Raw genomic sequence first — 15,807 nt, 5'->3', positions numbered from 1 at the left:
CTTCTTGCCGGGCTGGACGCCGAGCGCCAGCAGCAGGTCGGACAGTTCCTTGTTAGCCACGAGCTTGTCGACCGAGGCCGAGGCGACGTTGAGGATCTTGCCGCGTAGCGGCAGGATCGCCTGGGTCTTGCGGTTGCGCGCCTGCTTGGCCGAGCCGCCGGCGGAGTCGCCTTCGACCAGGAAGATTTCGGTGCCGTCCGTGGCTTGGCCCGAGCAGTCGGCCAGCTTGCCTGGCAGACGCAGCTTGCGGGTCGCCGAAGCGCGCTGGACGTCGCGGTCGCGGCGGCGCTTCAGCCGCTCCTCGGCCCGGTCGATGACAAACTGCAGCAGCAGGCTGGCGGACTTCGGCTGGGCGGTCAGCCAGTGGTCAAACGGGTCGCGCAGGGCGTTCTCGACCAGGCGCTGGGCGTCGGACGAGGAGAGCTTTTCCTTGGTCTGACCCTGGAACTCCGGATTGGAGATGAACACGCTGACCAGGGCGCCGGCCTGGGCCACGACGTCCTCGGCGGTGATCAGGCCGCCGCGCTTTTCGCCGGTCAGTTCGGCGTACTGCTTGAGGCCGCGGGTCAGGGCGGCGCGGAAACCCGCCTCGTGCGTGCCGCCTTCAGGGGTCGGCACGGTGTTGCAGTAGGACTGCATGAAGCTGTCGGCCTCGCCGAAGCCGGCGGGGGTCCAGGTGACCGCCCATTCGACCTTGCCGGTCTCGCCGGGACGCGCGTAGCGGCCGGCGAAGGGCTCGGGGGTGACGGTCTCGATGTCCTTGACCCGCTCGGCCAGGAAGTCGGCCAGGCCGTTGGGGAAGCGGAAAACCGCCTCGGCCGGGGTCTGGTCGTGGATGCGCGAGGGATCGCAGCTCCAACGGATCTCAACGCCGCCGAACAGGTAGGCCTTGGAGCGGGCCATGCGGTAGAGGCGCGCGGGCTTGAAGGCGCAGCCCTCGCCGAAAATCTGCTCGTCCGGCAGGAAGGCGATCGCGGTGCCCTTCTTGCGGGTCGCGCCGAGCTTTTCGATCGAGCCTAGCGGCTTGCCGCGGCTGAAGGACTGGCGCCACTCGAAGCCGTCTTTCCAGGCGGTGACGTCGACGCGCTCGGACAGAGCGTTGACGACCGAGACACCGACGCCGTGCAGACCGCCGGAGGTCTCGTAGGCCTTGCCGGAGAATTTACCGCCCGAGTGCAGCACCGTCATGATGACTTCCAGGGCCGACTTGCCCGGGTGTTTTGGGTGCGGATCGACAGGGATGCCGCGGCCGTCGTCCTTGACGCTGAGCACGCCGTCGGCGTCGAGCTTGACTTCGATGACCTTGGCGTGGCCGGCGACGGCCTCGTCCATGGCGTTGTCGAGCACTTCGGCGAACAGGTGGTGCAGCGCGCGTTCGTCGGTGCCGCCGATGTACATGCCGGGCCGCTTGCGCACCGGCTCCAGGCCTTCGAGGACCTCGATATCCTTGGCGGAGTAGCCGCTGGCGGGCTTGTCGGTCAGCACCGCCGGATCGGGACGCGGCTCATGGCTCTCGGCCAGCGGCGCAGCCGGCGCGGGGTTGAGGGCGTCGTCGAAGAGGGAAGCTTGGGGGGGAGCGGCCTGGGACATGCGACCTGAAAATGGAACGATTCGAGACCGCCCCATATGAATCGCGCAGGCCGCTAAATCAATGCGACCCCGAAGCCGGCCGTTCCCGCGGCCCGGCGACGACGGCGAACATACGCCCCCGCGAGGCCGAAACCGGTGATCAGCATCGCCCAGGTCGAAGGTTCAGGCACCGCCGTTGTGACGCGTGGCAGCCGCGGAATTCCTGTGGTGACCGGACCATCGGGTGCGATCAGCCAGTCCCACGGCGTCGGCAGTCGTGGCTGGATGTCGTAGAGCGCCGTCAGCTTGAGGTCTTCCGGCGGCGAAGGCGGCTCGCCGATGTTCTCGAACAGCGCCTGGCGCGGTTCGGCCAGCCGCGCCAACTCGCTCTCGGGCGTCAGGTGCTTGGCTGGACGGTGGCGGGCGGGCTTGAAGTAGACCGGAACCATCGGCGTCAGCTCCGGCGCAGCCGAGGGAGCGGCGACCAGCGCCATGGCTCCGATCGCACTCGACAGCAGCGCCGGGGTCATCGCCGGCAGCGGCACGGCGATCGTTGCGACCAGCAGCGCGAACAGCGCTCTCTTGGTAGCTCTCGACGATTTGCGCATACGGCCCCGTCCCAATGCGCCGTCGCATGGCGCAGCTGTCTCCTGGGGCGAAGGCAGCAAAGCGCGGGCCAGTTCAGTTGGTTGATAAGCGCCTAGATTTTTTGGGTTTTCGGTGGGCTCGGCGCGATGTCAGGGCCGGGGCGCTTGCCCCCTGACGGCGCGGATGTGCCGAAACGGGCCAGGCGCAGCGGCCTGGCCCGTGGCGCAGATCAGTTCCCCTTCAGCACCAGCGGCGCACTGGGCTCGTCGGCGGCGATGTCGGCCGGGTGGAAGGGCAGACGGTGCCAGCCCTTTTTCGAATAGAGCCAGGTCTGGTCGGCGAAATGCGGCGAGGCCGGGTCGGTCGATTGCGAGTAGGAGAGCACCGCGTCGGCCACGGGGCCCTTGTCGTCGAAGGTCACGACCTGGATGTAGCTGGAACCGTGATAGGGCACGTAGCCGCCGGCCTTGGCGTTGAAGTGGGCCTGCTGGGCGTTGAGCACGCCGTCGCTGCCTTCGCCGCCGTGGACCGGGATCTTGTGCTCACCGCGGATCGCGAAGTGATGGGCGCCGTAGGGGGCGTCGAGCGCGATGTTCTGCTTGGCCATCAGTTGCACCGCGCCGGCCAGCGCCTGGCGCAGCTTGCCGACGGTGTCCGCATCGGTCTTCAGGCCGCGCGGCGTGTGCACCGGATCGGCCGCATCGAAGGGCGTGACGTAGAGGTCGGCGATCTTCTGGGCCTGGCGCCAGTATTCCATCCACAGCAAGGCTCCGACGCTGTCGTTGTCCATCCGGCGGTCCCACTTGGCGAGGATCGCGCAGGCTTGGGTCAGGTCGATGCTCTTGCCGTCGGCCAGGGCGACCGCGCCGCCGGTCCCGCAGGCCTTGAGCGTGTCGTCGAGGAAGAGCTCGGCGGCGTGGTTCTTGTTCCAGAACAGCATGGTCTTCACCGCCGCCTGGTCGAAGGTCTTACCGGGCAGTCCGTCGGTTCCGGCCAGGCGAGCATCGATCTCGACGATGCCTGAGCGAGTGCGCAGGTTCTGCGGAATGTCGGTAAGGCCGACGATCGGGGAGACCGCCGGCATCGGGGCCTTGGCGTTGGTCAGCCAGTAGCTGTCGTTGCTGTTGGCGACATAGTCCTGGCGGATCATCGAGGGCATGGTCGCGCCGGCCATCAGCCCGGGGACGCCCCAGTCGCAGGCGGCCCGCGAGCCGTCGAGCACGTAGACCCGCGAGGCGGCGGCCAGCTTGGCGGCGGCGGGGCTGGGGGCGCAGGTCTTCACTTTGTCGGCCGAGACGTCGGGCGTGGCGGTGATGTCGGCGTAGAGCGCATCGCCGTTGCGGTCGGCGGCGATGGTGTTGACCCAGGGAATGCCCAGCGACTTGGTGATGGTGTCACGGATCTCGCCCACCGACTTGGCGCGGGCGATGTCGAGCCAGGCGCCCGCCGCGGCGCTATTGCCCTTGTTGGCGTCGCGCAGGGCGTAGGCGGTCTTGTCGGTCCAGGCCAGGCCCGCCTGCGGCATGACCACCACCGGCCCGTAGAGCGTGGTGTAGTAGGTGCGTGTCTGCGGCCCGGCGGCCGTGTCGACGCTGACCGACTTGCGCTCCATGACGTGGCGCTTGCCATCGACGAGATAGGCCGTCGGATCGGCCGGATCGAGCGCCAGTTCGAACAGGGTGAAGTGGCGGTCGGTGGAGACCGTGTGCGTCCAGGCGACGTCCTTGTTGAAGCCGATCGACAGGCCCGGCGCGCCGGCGATGGTCACGCCCATGGCGTCGAACTTGCCGGGGATCGTCAGGTGCGCTTCGTAGAACCGGTTGGTCGTCTCCCACGGGAAGTGCGGGTTGCCGAGCAGCAGGCCGGACTTGTTGGAGGTCGCGTCGCGGCCGAAGGCCCAGCCGTTGGAGCCGAGGCCGATCTGCTCGGCCATGTTCGGCAGGCCGATATTGGCGGCGGCCTTGGCGGGGGCCGAAGCGACGGGCGGGGCAGCGGCGTTGGTCTGGCGCAGCCACGCCCCGCCGCTGGCCTGGATCATGCGCTCCTCGTTCAGGCGCACGATATCGTCGACCGTGATCGGCCGCACCCAGGCGCCGTCCCGGCAGTCAGCGGGGCGTTTGTCCTTCGGGGTGTCGGCCAGGTAGCGGTTGAAGCCGGCGACGTAGCCCTGGACCAGGGCGCGATAGTCGGCCGGGCCCTTGTCGAGCTTGGCGCGCAGAGCCGGGACATCGATGTTGGAGCGGAAGAAGAAGTCGCTCTCGAGATTCTTGATGTCGCTGAAGGCGACGACGTTCGTCGCGTCGGCGCCGAAGTGCTTCGTCCGCTCGCCGTTCACCGTGACGATCTTGTCGGCCAGCAGGCAGAGATTGTCCTGGGCGAAGGCGTAGGCCTGGCCATAGCCGAGCCCGCCGAAGTCCTTCGCGGTCACGTGGGGGATGCCGTACTTGGTGCGAACGATCTGCGCCTCGTAGGCGGCGGCGCTCGAGGCGATTCCCGCGGCCAGCGCGCAGGCGGCCGTGCTCAGAAGCAGCTTTTTCATGGCGTTTCCCCGACTGGTCCCCTGCTGAACGCAAGGTTGTGGGCGGGATGACGCGCTGACTGAACCGCTTTCGTCAACGTCAAGCTTGCCGGGGATGCGAAAAGGGCCGCGGATCTCTCCGCGGCCCTTCCGAAGTTCGCTTCAGGCGGCTTCGACTAGCAGGAGTAGTACATGTCGAATTCGACAGGGTGCGGGTGCAACTGGAGACGCATCACTTCCTGCATCTTCAGTTCGATGTAGGAGTCGATGAAGTCGTCGTCCATGACGCCGCCGGCCTTCAGGAAGGCGCGGTCCTTGTCGAGGTTTTCCAGGGCTTCACGCAGCGAGCCGCAGACTTCCGGAACCTTCTTCTGCTCGCGCGGCGGCAGGTCGTAGAGGTTCTTGTCTTGGGCCGCGCCCGGGTCGATCTGGTTGATGATGCCGTCCAGGCCGGCCATCAGCAGGGCGACGAAGGTCAGGTACGGGTTGCCCATCGGGTCCGGGAAGCGGGCTTCGATGCGCTTGGCCTTCGGCGAGTCGACGTGCGGGATGCGGATCGAGGCCGAGCGGTTGCGAGCCGAGTAGGCCAGCTTCACCGGGGCTTCGTAGCCAGGCACCAGACGCTTGTAGGAGTTGGTGGTCGAGTTCGAGAAGGCGTTGATCGCCTTGGCGTGCTTGATGATGCCACCGATGTACCACAGGCACATCTGCGACAGGCCGGCGTACTTGTCGCCCGCGAACAGCGGCTTGCCGTCGGCCCAGATCGACTGGTGGACGTGCATGCCCGAGCCGTTGTCGGCGAACATCGGCTTGGCCATGAAGGTGGCCGACTTGCCGTAGGCCGCGGCCACGTTGTGGATGACGTACTTATAGAGCTGCATCCGGTCGGCCATGGTGATCATGGTGTCGAACTTCAGGCCGAGCTCGTGCTGGGCGGGCGCCACTTCGTGGTGGTGCTTTTCCGGCTTCATGCCCAGCTCGCCCATGACGGCCAGCATTTCGCCGCGCAGGTCCTGGCAGCTGTCGACCGGGTTCACCGGGAAGTAGCCGCCCTTCGGGCCGGGCCGGTGGCCCATGTTGCCTTCCGGATATTCCTTGCCGGTGTTCGACGGCAGCTCGCTCGAGTCGTACGAGTAGCCGGTGTTGTGCGGGGCGGTGGACCAGCGCACGTCGTCGAAGATGAAGAACTCGGCTTCCGGACCGAAGAACACGGTGTCGCCGATGCCCGAGGCCTTCACGTAGTTGAGGGCGGCCTTGGCGATCGAACGCGGGTCACGGTTGTACGGGGTGCCGGTGTCCGGGTTCACGATGTCGCAGAACAGGCACAGCGTCGTCTGCTGGTAGAAGGGGTCGATATAGGCGGTTTCCAGATCCGGACGCAGCTTCATGTCCGACTCGTTGATGGCCTTCCAACCGGCGATCGACGAACCGTCGAACATGGTGCCGTCGGTCAGGAACTCATCGTCGACGAGGTCGATGTCGAAGGTGACATGCTGCATCTTGCCGCGAATGTCGGTGAAGCGGACGTCGACGTATTTGACGTCCTTTTCCTTGATCTGATCCAGAATATCCTTGGCGGTCGTGGCCATGGTCTAATCCCCTTGAAGAAGTCCGATAGCTGTAAAGTCGTTAGACGGCTGCGGCGCCGGTCTCGCCGGTGCGGATGCGCAGCACGTCGGTGATTTCCGAGACGAAGATCTTGCCGTCACCGATGCGGCCGGTGCGGGCGGCGCTCACGATGGCTTCGAGCGCGGCTTCGAGCTGGTCGTCGGCGACGACGACTTCGATTTTGATCTTCGGCAGGAAGTCCACGACGTACTCGGCGCCGCGGTAGAGCTCGGTGTGACCCTTCTGGCGACCGTAGCCTTTGGCTTCGATCACGGTCATGCCCTGGACGCCCAGCTCCTGCAGGGCCTCCTTCACCTCGTCCAGCTTGAACGGTTTGATGATGGCTTCGATCTTTTTCATTCCAAGCTCACTGGCCTCACTGATGCGCGGCGCCGCCGAAGCGGTTGGCGGCTACGAGCACGCTCCGTGGCGGAGTCACAAGAGGGATGGGCTTGCGGTTCCGTCGCGGGAGCGTGCGATGATGTGAATGATGCCTTTTTAGGCGCCCGGCGCCCAAATCACGATCATTGCCGGAAACATACTGTTCGCGTCTGTTCGGCCGCCCCTCGGCGGCCGATCGATCGCCGAGGGGAGGGAAATGATGGACGAGCGCACCCCAGTGCTCATCGGAGCGGGCCAATTCACCTATCGGGGCGATCCGGCGTCATCGCCTTCCCCGACGGCATTGCTGAAGATTGCGGCGGAACGCGCCGCGCAGGACGCCGGCATCGCACCGGAAACGCTGGCGAAGATCGATACCTTGGCCGTCGTCGGCTTCACGATCGACGCCCCCGGGGGCGGTCGGCTGGTGCCGCACTCGACCAATCCGCCGGCGACCTTGGCCAAGCGCCTCGGCGCCCAGCCGCGCCACGCGGTCTACTCCCACATGGGCGGCAACAGCCCCCAGCAGCTGATCAACATCGTCAGCGAGCGTATCGCCAAGGGCGAGACTGACCTGGCTCTGGTGGTCGGTTGCGAGTTCCTTGGCTCGGCCACCAAGCGGCTCACCAAGGGCCTGGGCTTTGCTGACTGGGACGACGCCGAGGAACTGCCGGAGCCCGATCGGATCGGCGATCCGCGGCCCGGTGTGACGCCGTACGAGGCCAAGCACGGCCTGGGCCGGCCCATCAATTGCTACCCGCTGTTCGAGAACGCCCTGCGGGCGCGGGACGGCCGCTCGATCCCTGATCACCAGGCGCGGCTTGGCGAGTTGTTCGCCCCCTTCACCAAGGTCGCCGCCAACAATCCGGAGGCCTGGTTCCCGATCGAGCGCTCGGCGCAGGAGCTGGTCGAGGTCACCGACCGCAACCGGATGGTGGGCTTTCCCTATCCCAAGTACCTGAACGCCATCATGGACGTGGACCAGTCCGCCGGGGTGCTGGTCGCCAGCTTGAAGACCGCGCGCGAGCTGGGCGTGCCGGAGGACAAGCTCGTCTACCTGCACGGCTGCGCCGACGCCTCGGACCTCTGGTATCCGCTCGACCGCCAGAACTTCCATTCGAGCCCGGCCATGCGCCTGACCGGCAAGCGAGCGCTGGAGATGGCGGGCGTGGGCCTGGACGACATCGGCCACATCGACCTCTATTCCTGCTTCCCGGTGGCGGTGGAGGTGGGCGCAGAGGAACTCGGCCTAGCGCTGGACGATCCTCGCGGCCTGACGGTCACCGGCGGGCTGCCCTACATGGGCGGGCCGGGCAACAACTACGCCATGCACTCCATCGCCGTGATGATGCAGCGGCTGCGCGACGACCCCGGCTCCTATGGCCTGGTCACGGCCAACGGCTGGTTCCTGACCAAGCAGTCGACGGGCGTCTATTCGACCACGCCGCCCAAGCAGCCGTTCGATCGGCAGGATCCGAAGATCATCCAGGCGCAGATCGACGCCCTGCCGCACCCCTCTGTCATCGAACAGCCAAAGGGCGCGGCCACTATCGAGACCTATACGGTGGTGCACGGGCGTGAGGGCTACATGATGGGCATCGTCGTCGGACGCGACAGCGAAGGGCGCCGGTTTGTCGCCAACACCCCCACGGACGAGGCGACGTTGGCCGGACTTGAGGCTAAGGAAGCGGTGGGCCGTACCGGAACCGTGAGCCGTTCCGAGGACGGAAGCCGCAACATCTTCGTACCGGATTGATCTGATGTCCCGACTGTACCTGATCCGCCACGGCAAGCCGGCCGCCGTCTGGGGCGAGGCCGACGAGGATCCCGGTCTGGATGCGGCGGGTCAGGCGCAGGCGGAGGCGGCGCGTGACTATCTGATGAGCTTGCCAGAGGCTGATCGTCCCCGGCGAGTGTTCAGCTCGCCGCTGCGGCGCTGCCGCGAGACGGCGGCGCCGACCGCGGCGGCGCTGGGCGTGGAGGTCGAGATTGATCCGTTCGTCGGCGAGATTCCGACCCCAAAGGCGCTGAGCGCCGAGGAGCGGCCGGCCTGGCTGCGCGGCGTATTTCAGGGCCGCTGGAAGGACGTCGAGGGCGACCTCGACTACGACGCCTGGCGCGGCGACGTCGTGAAGGCGCTGCAAGCTAAGGGCGGGGCGGCGGTGTTCTCGCACTATGTGGCGATCAACGCGGTGATCTCGCATCTCGATGGCGACGAGCGCGTTCTCGTCTTCCGCCCGGATCACGCCTCGATCTCGACCCTCGAAACCGATGGCGAGCGCTTGACCTTGGTGGAGCGGGGGCGCGAAGCCTCTACGCAGGTCCTGTAGGGGCAGACGAGGAGCGGCCGTGGCTGCGCGCAAAATTCTCACGGTCGCGGAAATCGCCGCGGCCGATCGGTCGGCCATCGCGGCGGGCACGCCCGGCGTCGAGCTGATGGAGCGGGCCGGAGCCGCCGTCGCGGACGCCATTGCCGAGCGCTTCTCACCGCGGGCCGTCTGCGTCCTGTGCGGGCCCGGCAACAATGGCGGCGACGGCTATGTCGTGGCCAGGCTGCTCAAGGCTCGCGGCTGGCCGGTCGAGGTGAGGGCGCTGGCCGAACCGCAGAGCGCCGACGCCAAGGCCGCGGCGGCCTTGTGGGACGGCGGTCTGAACGCCTGGGACGCACCGCTGGAGGCCCGCCTCTATGTCGACGCCATGTTCGGGGCCGGCTTGGCGCGACCTCTCAACGGCGAAGCGGCGACAATGGTCGCGCGCCTGGCGGCGCATCCCGAAAGCGTCGTGGCGGTGGACGTGCCGTCCGGTCTGCCGGGCGACACAGGCCATCCCCGCGGCCCGGTGGTGGTCGCCGGCCTGACCGTGACGTTCCACGCTAAGAAGCCCGCTCATGTGCTGCAGCCGGGGCACGAGCTCTGCGGCGAGGTCGTGGTGGCCGACATCGGCCTGGCCGAATCCGACAGTGACTTGACCGAGAACGGGCCGGAGGCGTGGCTGGCCCATTTCCCCTGGCCCAAGGCCAATTCTCACAAGCACGCGCGCGGCCGGCTGGTGGTGGTGTCCGGTGAGGCCTGGAGCACCGGCGCCGCGCGGCTGTCGGCGCGGGCGGGCCTGCGGATGGGGGCGGGGCTCGTCACCTTGCTGTCGCCCAGCGAGGCGCTGTCGGTGAACGCCGCCCATCTGGAGGCGGTCATGCTCAAGGGCTTCGACACTGAGGCCGAGCTCGAGCAAGCCGCCGCCGACGTCGACGCCGCGATCATCGGCCCGGCGGCGGGCGTGACCGAAAACACTCTGGTCAACGTTCTGGCCCTGGCGCGGACCGGCGCGGCCCTGGTGATCGACGCCGACGCCATCACCGTTTTCCGCGACGATCCCGAGGAGTTGTTCTCGGTGCTCGACGTCGACGACGTGCTCACCCCGCATCCAGGCGAGTTCGAACGGTTGTTCCCGGGGCTGCTGAAGGAGGCGCCGGACCGCATCGCCGCGGCGAGGCGCGCGGCCCAGCAGGCTGACGCGATCGTGCTGCTGAAGGGCGCCGACACCGTCATCGCCGCTCCCGATGGTCGGGCCTGCGTCAACGCCAACGGCTCGCCCTGGCTGGCGACCGCTGGGTCCGGCGACGTGCTTGCGGGCTTCATCGGTTCGCTCATCGCCCAGGGCATGGAGAGCTTCGAGGCGGCCTGCGCGGCGGCTTGGATCCACGCCGAGGCCGCCGAGCTGCATGGACCGGGGTTGATCGCTGAAGACCTGCCGGGCTTGGCGCCGACCGTCCTGCGCCGGCTTTACGAAGGGCGCCTCGGCTAGGCGGTGGTCAGGCCACGTTCGCCATGCTAACGCCCATCGTGATGACCTCGAACTTCCAACACGCAGCCGCCATCGTGGCTATCGGCCGTCCGGTAATCGCCGGGCGGGTGATCATGCGCGTTTGGGAGGGCAGGGGCGTCTAGGGTTCGAAACCGGACCTGACGCACAGCAGAAAACCCCTCCCGGCGACGGGAGGGGTTTTGCTTTTGGGGCCCATGTCCGCCGCCGGATCGCCATCCGATGGAGCCTTCCATGTCCTCGCTTACCCCCGAACTGCTGGCGGCGCTGGCGCTGTTCGCCTTCGTCTCGTCGATCACGCCGGGACCGAACAACACGATGCTGATGGCGTCGGGCGCCAACTTCGGTTTCCGCGCTTCGATTCCGCACATGATCGGGGTGTCGGGAGGCTTCCTGCTGCTCGTGGTGGCTGTCGGTCTGGGATTGGGCGGGCTGTTCGCGGCCTATCCGGAGCTGCACGACGTGCTGGCCGTCGCCGGCGGCCTCTATCTGCTCTGGCTCGCCTGGAAGATCGCGACCTCGTCAGGCCTGGGGATGGGAGAGGCCGGCGCCCGGCCGCAGACCTTCCTGCAGGCGGCCGCCTTCCAGTGGGTGAACCCCAAGGCCTGGGCGATGGCGCTCGGCGCGGTGACCGCCTATGCGCCGCGCGACGGCTACGTGACGAACATCCTGGTGGTGTCGGTCATCTTCACGGCGATCAACCTGCCGTGCGTCGCGAGCTGGACCGGGTTCGGGGTCGGCCTGCGGCGCTTCCTGGATCGTCCGGCGGTGCTGCGCGCCTTCAATCTCGGCATGGCCGTGCTGCTGGTGCTGTCGCTCGTGCCGGTGGCGTTGGAGCTGTTGGCTGCGCGCTAGAGGCCGCCCGGTGGCGGGGAGGGCCTTGCGGCTCGATGAGCGCCCTCAGCCCGCGCCCGACAACACGTCGATGAACATGGCGACGGAAAAACCTGTGAACAGGCCAGAGACGGCCAGGAGCAGCACCAGGAGCACAGCGTGCTCGATGCTGCGGCCGGTCGTCTCGTAAGCTCTGCGGTGCTCTTTGACTGTTTCCATGGCCCGGCTCCGGTTCACGGTGTGAACGCGATCGCCAGGGCCGGTGTTCCGGCCTATCGCGCGGCGCTGGGCTGGGGCTGGCCGTCGATCGCGGGGTGTTGGCCGTCACCGGTCAGCTCAAGGGCCGCGCTCAGTGCGAGGAAGGCGACCAGCGCCAGGATCACCAGCGCGCTGGACGCAGTTCGGACCGGACGCGCCTTGGCGCGCGCCTGAAGACGCTCGATCCCGGACATGGAAAACTCCGTCAGAAAGCGCGCCGACATTCACCGGCAGGCCTGACTGGCCCGCGCGCAACGAGCCCCCAGAACGTCGATAGCCCGATCGCGGCGGCCTCGCCACCCGCTGCCCCTGCGCCCAATGCGCGCGGGTCGCTGCTTCAGCGGCGGCGTTGCGAGCAGGGCTTGCCTTCTCATGGCGCTACGCCCTATGCAGCGGGCGTTGCGGGTGTGGCGGAACTGGTAGACGCACTGGATTTAGGTTCCAGCGCCGCAAGGCGTGGAGGTTCGAGTCCTCTCGCCCGCACCATTCGCTCCTGTTCCGGGGGCGGCCGTTGAGCGTGCCGGACGAACGGCCAGTTCTTCCGGATATCCTGACATTGAGACGCCGGCCGCCGCCGCCTACCTCGGTGCGCCAACCCGGAGTCGTACATGCTTGAAGTCACATCCGCCGACCGTTCCGCCGAAGATGTCGCCGAACCGGCGCGGCCGGCCTGGAGCGGCGTCGCAGCCTTGTCGCTGAGCGTCTTCGGGCTCGTCACCGCCGAGTTTCTGCCCCCCAGCGTGCTCACTCCGCTGGCAAGCGGCCTGGACGTCAGTCTGGGCGCGGCTGGGCAGGCGGTCACCGCAACCGCCGTGGTCGGAGCGTTCGCCGCGTTGCTGGTCCCGGTGGTGACCAGCCGATGGGACCGGCGGCTGGTGATGCTCGGCCTTTTGATGTTGCTCAGCGTGTCCAACCTGATGACGGCGGCGGCGGTGAATTTGCCGATGCTGCTGGCCGCTCGCGTCGTGCTGGGCGTCAGCCTCGGCGGCTTCTGGTCGATGGCGGCGGCCACGACCATGCGACTGGTCCCGATGCCGGTGATGCCGCGCGCCATGTCGATCGTCTTCACCGGCGTGACGGTCGCCACCGTCTCGGCCGCGCCGCTCGGCGCCTATGTCGGCGACCTCTGGGGGTGGCGTACGGCTTTCCTGATCGCCGGATTGGTCGGCGTCCTGGCGCTGGCGGGGCTCTGGGCCACGCTGCCGAAGTTGAAGCCGACGGCCGCCGCGGGGCTCAAAGACCTGCTGGAAGTCGCGATCCGCCCGCGTGCAATGGTGGTGCTGGCCTCGGTACTGGTGGTGATCTCAGGCCACTTCGCCGGGTTCACGTACATCCGCCCGGTGCTGGAGCAGGTGGTGCGCCTGGACGTCGCGGCGATCTCGCTGGTGCTGCTGGCCTTCGGGTGCGCCGGCTTCATCGGCAATTTCGTCGGCGCCTTCCTGGCCGAGCGGGATCCGAAGCTCGCGATCATCACCGGATCGGGGCTGATGACCGTGGCGATGGCCGGGCTGGTGCTGCTGGGCGCCGCCCCGTGGCTGGCCGCCATGGCGCTGACTTTGTGGGGCATGGCGTTCGCCATGCTGCCGGTCGGGTTCCAGGCCTGGATGGTGACGGACGTGCCGGACCGGCCGGAACTGGCCGGGGGGCTGCTGACCGCGGCCTTTCAGGTGGCGATCGCCACGGGAGCGGTGGCTGGCGGCTTGCTGGTCGATCGGTTCGGGGTGCTCAGCGCCTCGACCTACTGCGGAGCGGCGGCGGCGGCCGGGATGTGCCTGGTGCTGGCGCTGCGCCGGCGGCGGGTCGCGCAAGCAGCCGCCTGCGCCGCCTAGTTCGGCGATCCCGGACGAACGGCACAGAAATCTGGAAGACTGGGCATGGTTCTTCCGGCCAGGCGATCACATCTGTGGTCGCCTGAACCACGGGAGTAGGACGCGTGCGCGCCGCCAGTTTGCAGGCTCAGCTCAGCCCGCCGGTCTCTGACCTGCATCGGGCGATGGACGAAGATCCCCTCAGCCGCATCCTGCGTGATCTGAGGATCGTCGGGGTTTCCTACGGCTGCTGCCGCCTGGCCGCGCCCTGGGGAGTCAACTTCCCGAAGGACGGCGCCGCGCGGCTGCACTTCGTGGTGGAGGGCAGCTGCTGGCTGCGGGTCGAGGGGCAGGAGCCGATGCAGTTGTCAGCGGGCGACGCGGTGCTGCTGCCCAAGGGCACGACGCATTGCCTGAGCGACACCGAGGAAGGGCGAGCGACCTGCATCTCGCAGATGCCGGTCCGCGCCATCGGCGACCGGGTCTATCAGCTCGATGGACCCGGGGAGGGCGATGTCGTTCTGGCGTGCTGCAGCGTCCGATTCCGCGAGCCGTGCCTCAATCCCCTCCTGGATCTGATGCCGGTGGTGGTCTCAGTAGCTGGGGCCAGGAGCGATCCGACCCTGGGGGCGCTGTTGGGAGCGATGGCCGACGAGGTGCTCGACCAGAACATCGGCGCGGCGACGGTGCTGTCGCGGCTGGCCGACGTGGTGATCACCCGTCTGATCCGGGCCTGGGTGCGCGACGGCGGACGAGAGGCCGAGGGCTGGATGGCGGCGATCCGTGATCCAAAGATCGGCAGGGCGCTGGCGGCCATTCATCAGGACCCCTCGCACAACTGGTCGATCGAAACCTTGGCGCGGACGGCCGGCTTGTCGCGCTCGATCTTCGCCGAACGGTTCACCCGTGTGCTCGGCGTCTCGCCGGCGCGCTACGTCGCCCGCTGGCGCATGTACCTGGCGAGCGGACTGCTGACCGAGCAGGGGCTGAGCATCGCAGAGGTCGGCGGGCGGCTGGGCTATGAGTCGGGACCAGCGTTCAGCCGGGCGTTCAAACGACACCTGGGCGTGTCCCCGGGGGTGTTGCGGCTGCGCGGCGGCGAGGGCGCCGCGCAGATCGCCCAGGCCGGCTAGCCCTTGACGCGGCAGGCGCCGCCGTCTTTGGGCTTGGACTAGGGGCTGCGAAATGACATAAGAGCGCCCGCTCGCCGCCGCTTGTTCGGCGGCGACCACCTTTTCACCCTAGGGCGGAACTGCCGGCGCGAGCCCGCGCCGCACTCCGGAATTCGAGAATGTCGATGCAGATCGTTGAAAAGTCGGGCGAAGGCCTGAGCCGCGTCTATGGCGTGACCATCCCGGTCGCGGACCTGAACGAGCGGCTCGAGGCGCGGATCGTCGAGATCACGCCCCAGCTCAACATCAAGGGCTTCCGTCCCGGCAAGGTGCCTGCCGCCCACGTGCGTCGCGTGCACGGCAAGGCTCTGATGGCTGAAGTCGTCGAACAGACCATCTCGGAAACCACCCAAAAGGTGCTGGAAGACAACAAGCTGCGTCCGGCCAGCGAGCCCGACCTGAAGCCGGAAGGCGACATCGCCCAGGTGATCGACGGCAAGGCCGACCTCTCATACGAGATCGCTGTCGAGATCATGCCGGACTTTGAGCCGACCGACCTGACCAAGATCGCCCTGACCCGTCCGGTCTACGAGCCCACCGAGACTGAAGTCGACGAGGCGCTGGACGAACTGGCCAAGCAGAGCCGCACCTACGAGCCGCGCACCGGCAAGTCGCTGAAGGCCAAGGACGGCGACCAGCTGCTGATCGATTTCGTCGGCCGCATTGACGGTGAAGCTTTCCAAGGCGGCACTGCCGAGGATTCGGAACTGGTGCTGGGTTCGGGCCAATTCATCCCGGGCTTCGAAGAGCAGCTGGTCGGCGCCAAGCCGGGCGACGAAGTGATCGTCAAGGTGGCGTTCCCGGCCGACTATCAAGCCGCCAACCTGGCCGGCAAGGACGCTGAGTTCACCACCACGGTGAAGGAAGTCCGCGCCCCGGTGGACGGCAAGGCCGACGACGCTCTGGCCGAGCGTCTGGGCGTCGAGAGCCTGGAGAAGCTCAAGGAGCTGCTGAAGCAGAACCTGGAGTCGCAGTACGCCGGCGCCTCCCGCTTCAAGCTGAAGCGCGCCCTGCTGGACGTGCTGGACGAAAAGCACGACTTCCCGCTGCCGCCGAAGATGGTGGAAGCCGAGTTCAATGCGATCTGGCAGCAAGTCCAGGCCGACAAGGAACGCGGCGGCCTGCCCCCGGAAGACGCCGAGAAGTCGGACGACCAGCTGCAGACCGAGTATCGCAAGATCGCCGAGCGCCGCGTGCGCCTGGGTCTGGTGCTGGCCGAGATCGGCCGCATCAACAACGTCCAGGTCACCGA

General features: G+C 67.8%; 14 protein-coding genes and 1 tRNA gene. 8 read left to right on the top strand and 7 right to left on the bottom strand.

The window, feature by feature from the left end:
* The 5 genes from C0481_RS21610 to C0481_RS21590 form a co-directional block, all read right to left on the bottom strand.
* Positions 1-1,590 (bottom strand): DNA topoisomerase IV subunit B (locus tag C0481_RS21610; protein ID WP_293407804.1); only part of this gene is annotated, 1,590 nt, incomplete at its 3' end.
* 53 nt (positions 1,591-1,643) lie between these two features.
* Positions 1,644-2,177: a PEPxxWA-CTERM sorting domain-containing protein gene (locus C0481_RS21605; protein ID WP_293407803.1), complete on the bottom strand. Its 534-nt coding sequence runs from the start codon at positions 2,175-2,177 to the stop codon at positions 1,644-1,646.
* A 209-nt stretch (positions 2,178-2,386) separates the two neighbouring features.
* Entirely contained in the window at positions 2,387-4,696 is a 2,310-nt protein-coding gene (locus C0481_RS21600) for an acylase (RefSeq protein WP_293407801.1), read from the bottom strand.
* Between the two features lie 155 nt (positions 4,697-4,851).
* A complete protein-coding gene (glnA, locus tag C0481_RS21595) occupies positions 4,852-6,264 on the bottom strand; it encodes a type I glutamate--ammonia ligase (RefSeq protein ID WP_056018519.1) in 1,413 nt (470 codons plus the stop codon).
* A gap of 40 nt (positions 6,265-6,304) precedes the next feature.
* Positions 6,305-6,643 carry a P-II family nitrogen regulator gene (locus C0481_RS21590; RefSeq protein ID WP_293407800.1) on the bottom strand — a complete coding sequence of 113 codons (339 nt, stop codon included), beginning with the start codon at positions 6,641-6,643 and terminating at the stop codon, positions 6,305-6,307.
* A gap of 241 nt (positions 6,644-6,884) precedes the next feature.
* Here C0481_RS21590 and C0481_RS21585 point away from each other — a divergent pair, with 241 nt between their 5' ends.
* The 4 genes from C0481_RS21585 (at position 6,885) to C0481_RS21570 (ending at position 11,338) form a co-directional block, all read left to right on the top strand.
* Positions 6,885-8,420, top strand: a complete 1,536-nt coding sequence (locus tag C0481_RS21585; protein ID WP_293407799.1) for an acetyl-CoA acetyltransferase — start codon at positions 6,885-6,887, stop codon at positions 8,418-8,420.
* Positions 8,421-8,424: 4 nt separating this feature from the next.
* Entirely contained in the window at positions 8,425-8,994 is a 570-nt protein-coding gene (locus C0481_RS21580; protein ID WP_293407798.1) for a histidine phosphatase family protein, read from the top strand.
* A 19-nt stretch (positions 8,995-9,013) separates the two neighbouring features.
* Positions 9,014-10,465 (top strand): NAD(P)H-hydrate dehydratase, encoded by a 1,452-nt coding sequence (locus C0481_RS21575; protein WP_293407797.1) that lies wholly within the window; start codon positions 9,014-9,016, stop codon positions 10,463-10,465.
* Between the two features lie 252 nt (positions 10,466-10,717).
* Positions 10,718-11,338 (top strand): LysE family translocator, encoded by a 621-nt coding sequence (locus tag C0481_RS21570; RefSeq protein WP_293407796.1) that lies wholly within the window; start codon positions 10,718-10,720, stop codon positions 11,336-11,338.
* A 45-nt stretch (positions 11,339-11,383) separates the two neighbouring features.
* Here the strand turns inward: C0481_RS21570 and C0481_RS21565 are convergent, their stop codons facing one another.
* Positions 11,384-11,536, bottom strand: coding sequence for a hypothetical protein (locus tag C0481_RS21565; RefSeq protein WP_293407795.1), 153 nt, complete (start codon positions 11,534-11,536; stop codon positions 11,384-11,386).
* Positions 11,537-11,589: 53 nt separating this feature from the next.
* Positions 11,590-11,769 (bottom strand): hypothetical protein, encoded by a 180-nt coding sequence (locus C0481_RS21560; RefSeq protein ID WP_293407794.1) that lies wholly within the window; start codon positions 11,767-11,769, stop codon positions 11,590-11,592.
* A gap of 207 nt (positions 11,770-11,976) precedes the next feature.
* Here C0481_RS21560 and C0481_RS21555 point away from each other — a divergent pair.
* The 4 genes from C0481_RS21555 to tig form a co-directional block, all read left to right on the top strand.
* Positions 11,977-12,061 (top strand) — tRNA-Leu (locus tag C0481_RS21555).
* A gap of 122 nt (positions 12,062-12,183) precedes the next feature.
* Positions 12,184-13,404 (top strand): MFS transporter, encoded by a 1,221-nt coding sequence (locus C0481_RS21550; protein WP_293407793.1) that lies wholly within the window; start codon positions 12,184-12,186, stop codon positions 13,402-13,404.
* Between the two features lie 104 nt (positions 13,405-13,508).
* A complete protein-coding gene (locus tag C0481_RS21545; protein WP_293407792.1) occupies positions 13,509-14,516 on the top strand; it encodes an AraC family transcriptional regulator in 1,008 nt (335 codons plus the stop codon).
* Positions 14,517-14,680: 164 nt separating this feature from the next.
* Positions 14,681-15,807 (top strand): trigger factor (tig, locus tag C0481_RS21540; RefSeq protein ID WP_293407791.1); only part of this gene is annotated, 1,127 nt, incomplete at its 3' end.

The organism is Phenylobacterium sp., assembly GCF_013822795.1.
GTDB lineage: Bacteria > Pseudomonadota > Alphaproteobacteria > Caulobacterales > Caulobacteraceae > Phenylobacterium.
The sequence above is the reverse complement of the archived record's forward strand: the minus strand, read 5'-3'. Positions and strand labels throughout refer to the sequence as shown.

Bases quoted from the DNA above. Each gene is read 5' to 3' on its own strand.
- glnA (WP_056018519.1), bottom strand. From the start codon at position 6,264: ATGGCCACGACCGCCAAGGATATTCTGGATCAGATCAAGGAAAAGGAC.
- C0481_RS21605 (WP_293407803.1), bottom strand. From the start codon at position 2,177: ATGCGCAAATCGTCGAGAGCTACCAAGAGAGCGCTGTTCGCGCTGCTG.
- C0481_RS21550 (WP_293407793.1), top strand. From the start codon at position 12,184: ATGCTTGAAGTCACATCCGCCGACCGTTCCGCCGAAGATGTCGCCGAA.
- C0481_RS21580 (WP_293407798.1), top strand. From the start codon at position 8,425: ATGTCCCGACTGTACCTGATCCGCCACGGCAAGCCGGCCGCCGTCTGG.
- C0481_RS21590 (WP_293407800.1), bottom strand. From the start codon at position 6,643: ATGAAAAAGATCGAAGCCATCATCAAACCGTTCAAGCTGGACGAGGTG.
- C0481_RS21570 (WP_293407796.1), top strand. From the start codon at position 10,718: ATGTCCTCGCTTACCCCCGAACTGCTGGCGGCGCTGGCGCTGTTCGCC.
- C0481_RS21600 (WP_293407801.1), bottom strand. From the start codon at position 4,696: ATGAAAAAGCTGCTTCTGAGCACGGCCGCCTGCGCGCTGGCCGCGGGA.
- C0481_RS21565 (WP_293407795.1), bottom strand. From the start codon at position 11,536: ATGGAAACAGTCAAAGAGCACCGCAGAGCTTACGAGACGACCGGCCGC.
- C0481_RS21585 (WP_293407799.1), top strand. From the start codon at position 6,885: ATGGACGAGCGCACCCCAGTGCTCATCGGAGCGGGCCAATTCACCTAT.
- C0481_RS21560 (WP_293407794.1), bottom strand. From the start codon at position 11,769: ATGTCCGGGATCGAGCGTCTTCAGGCGCGCGCCAAGGCGCGTCCGGTC.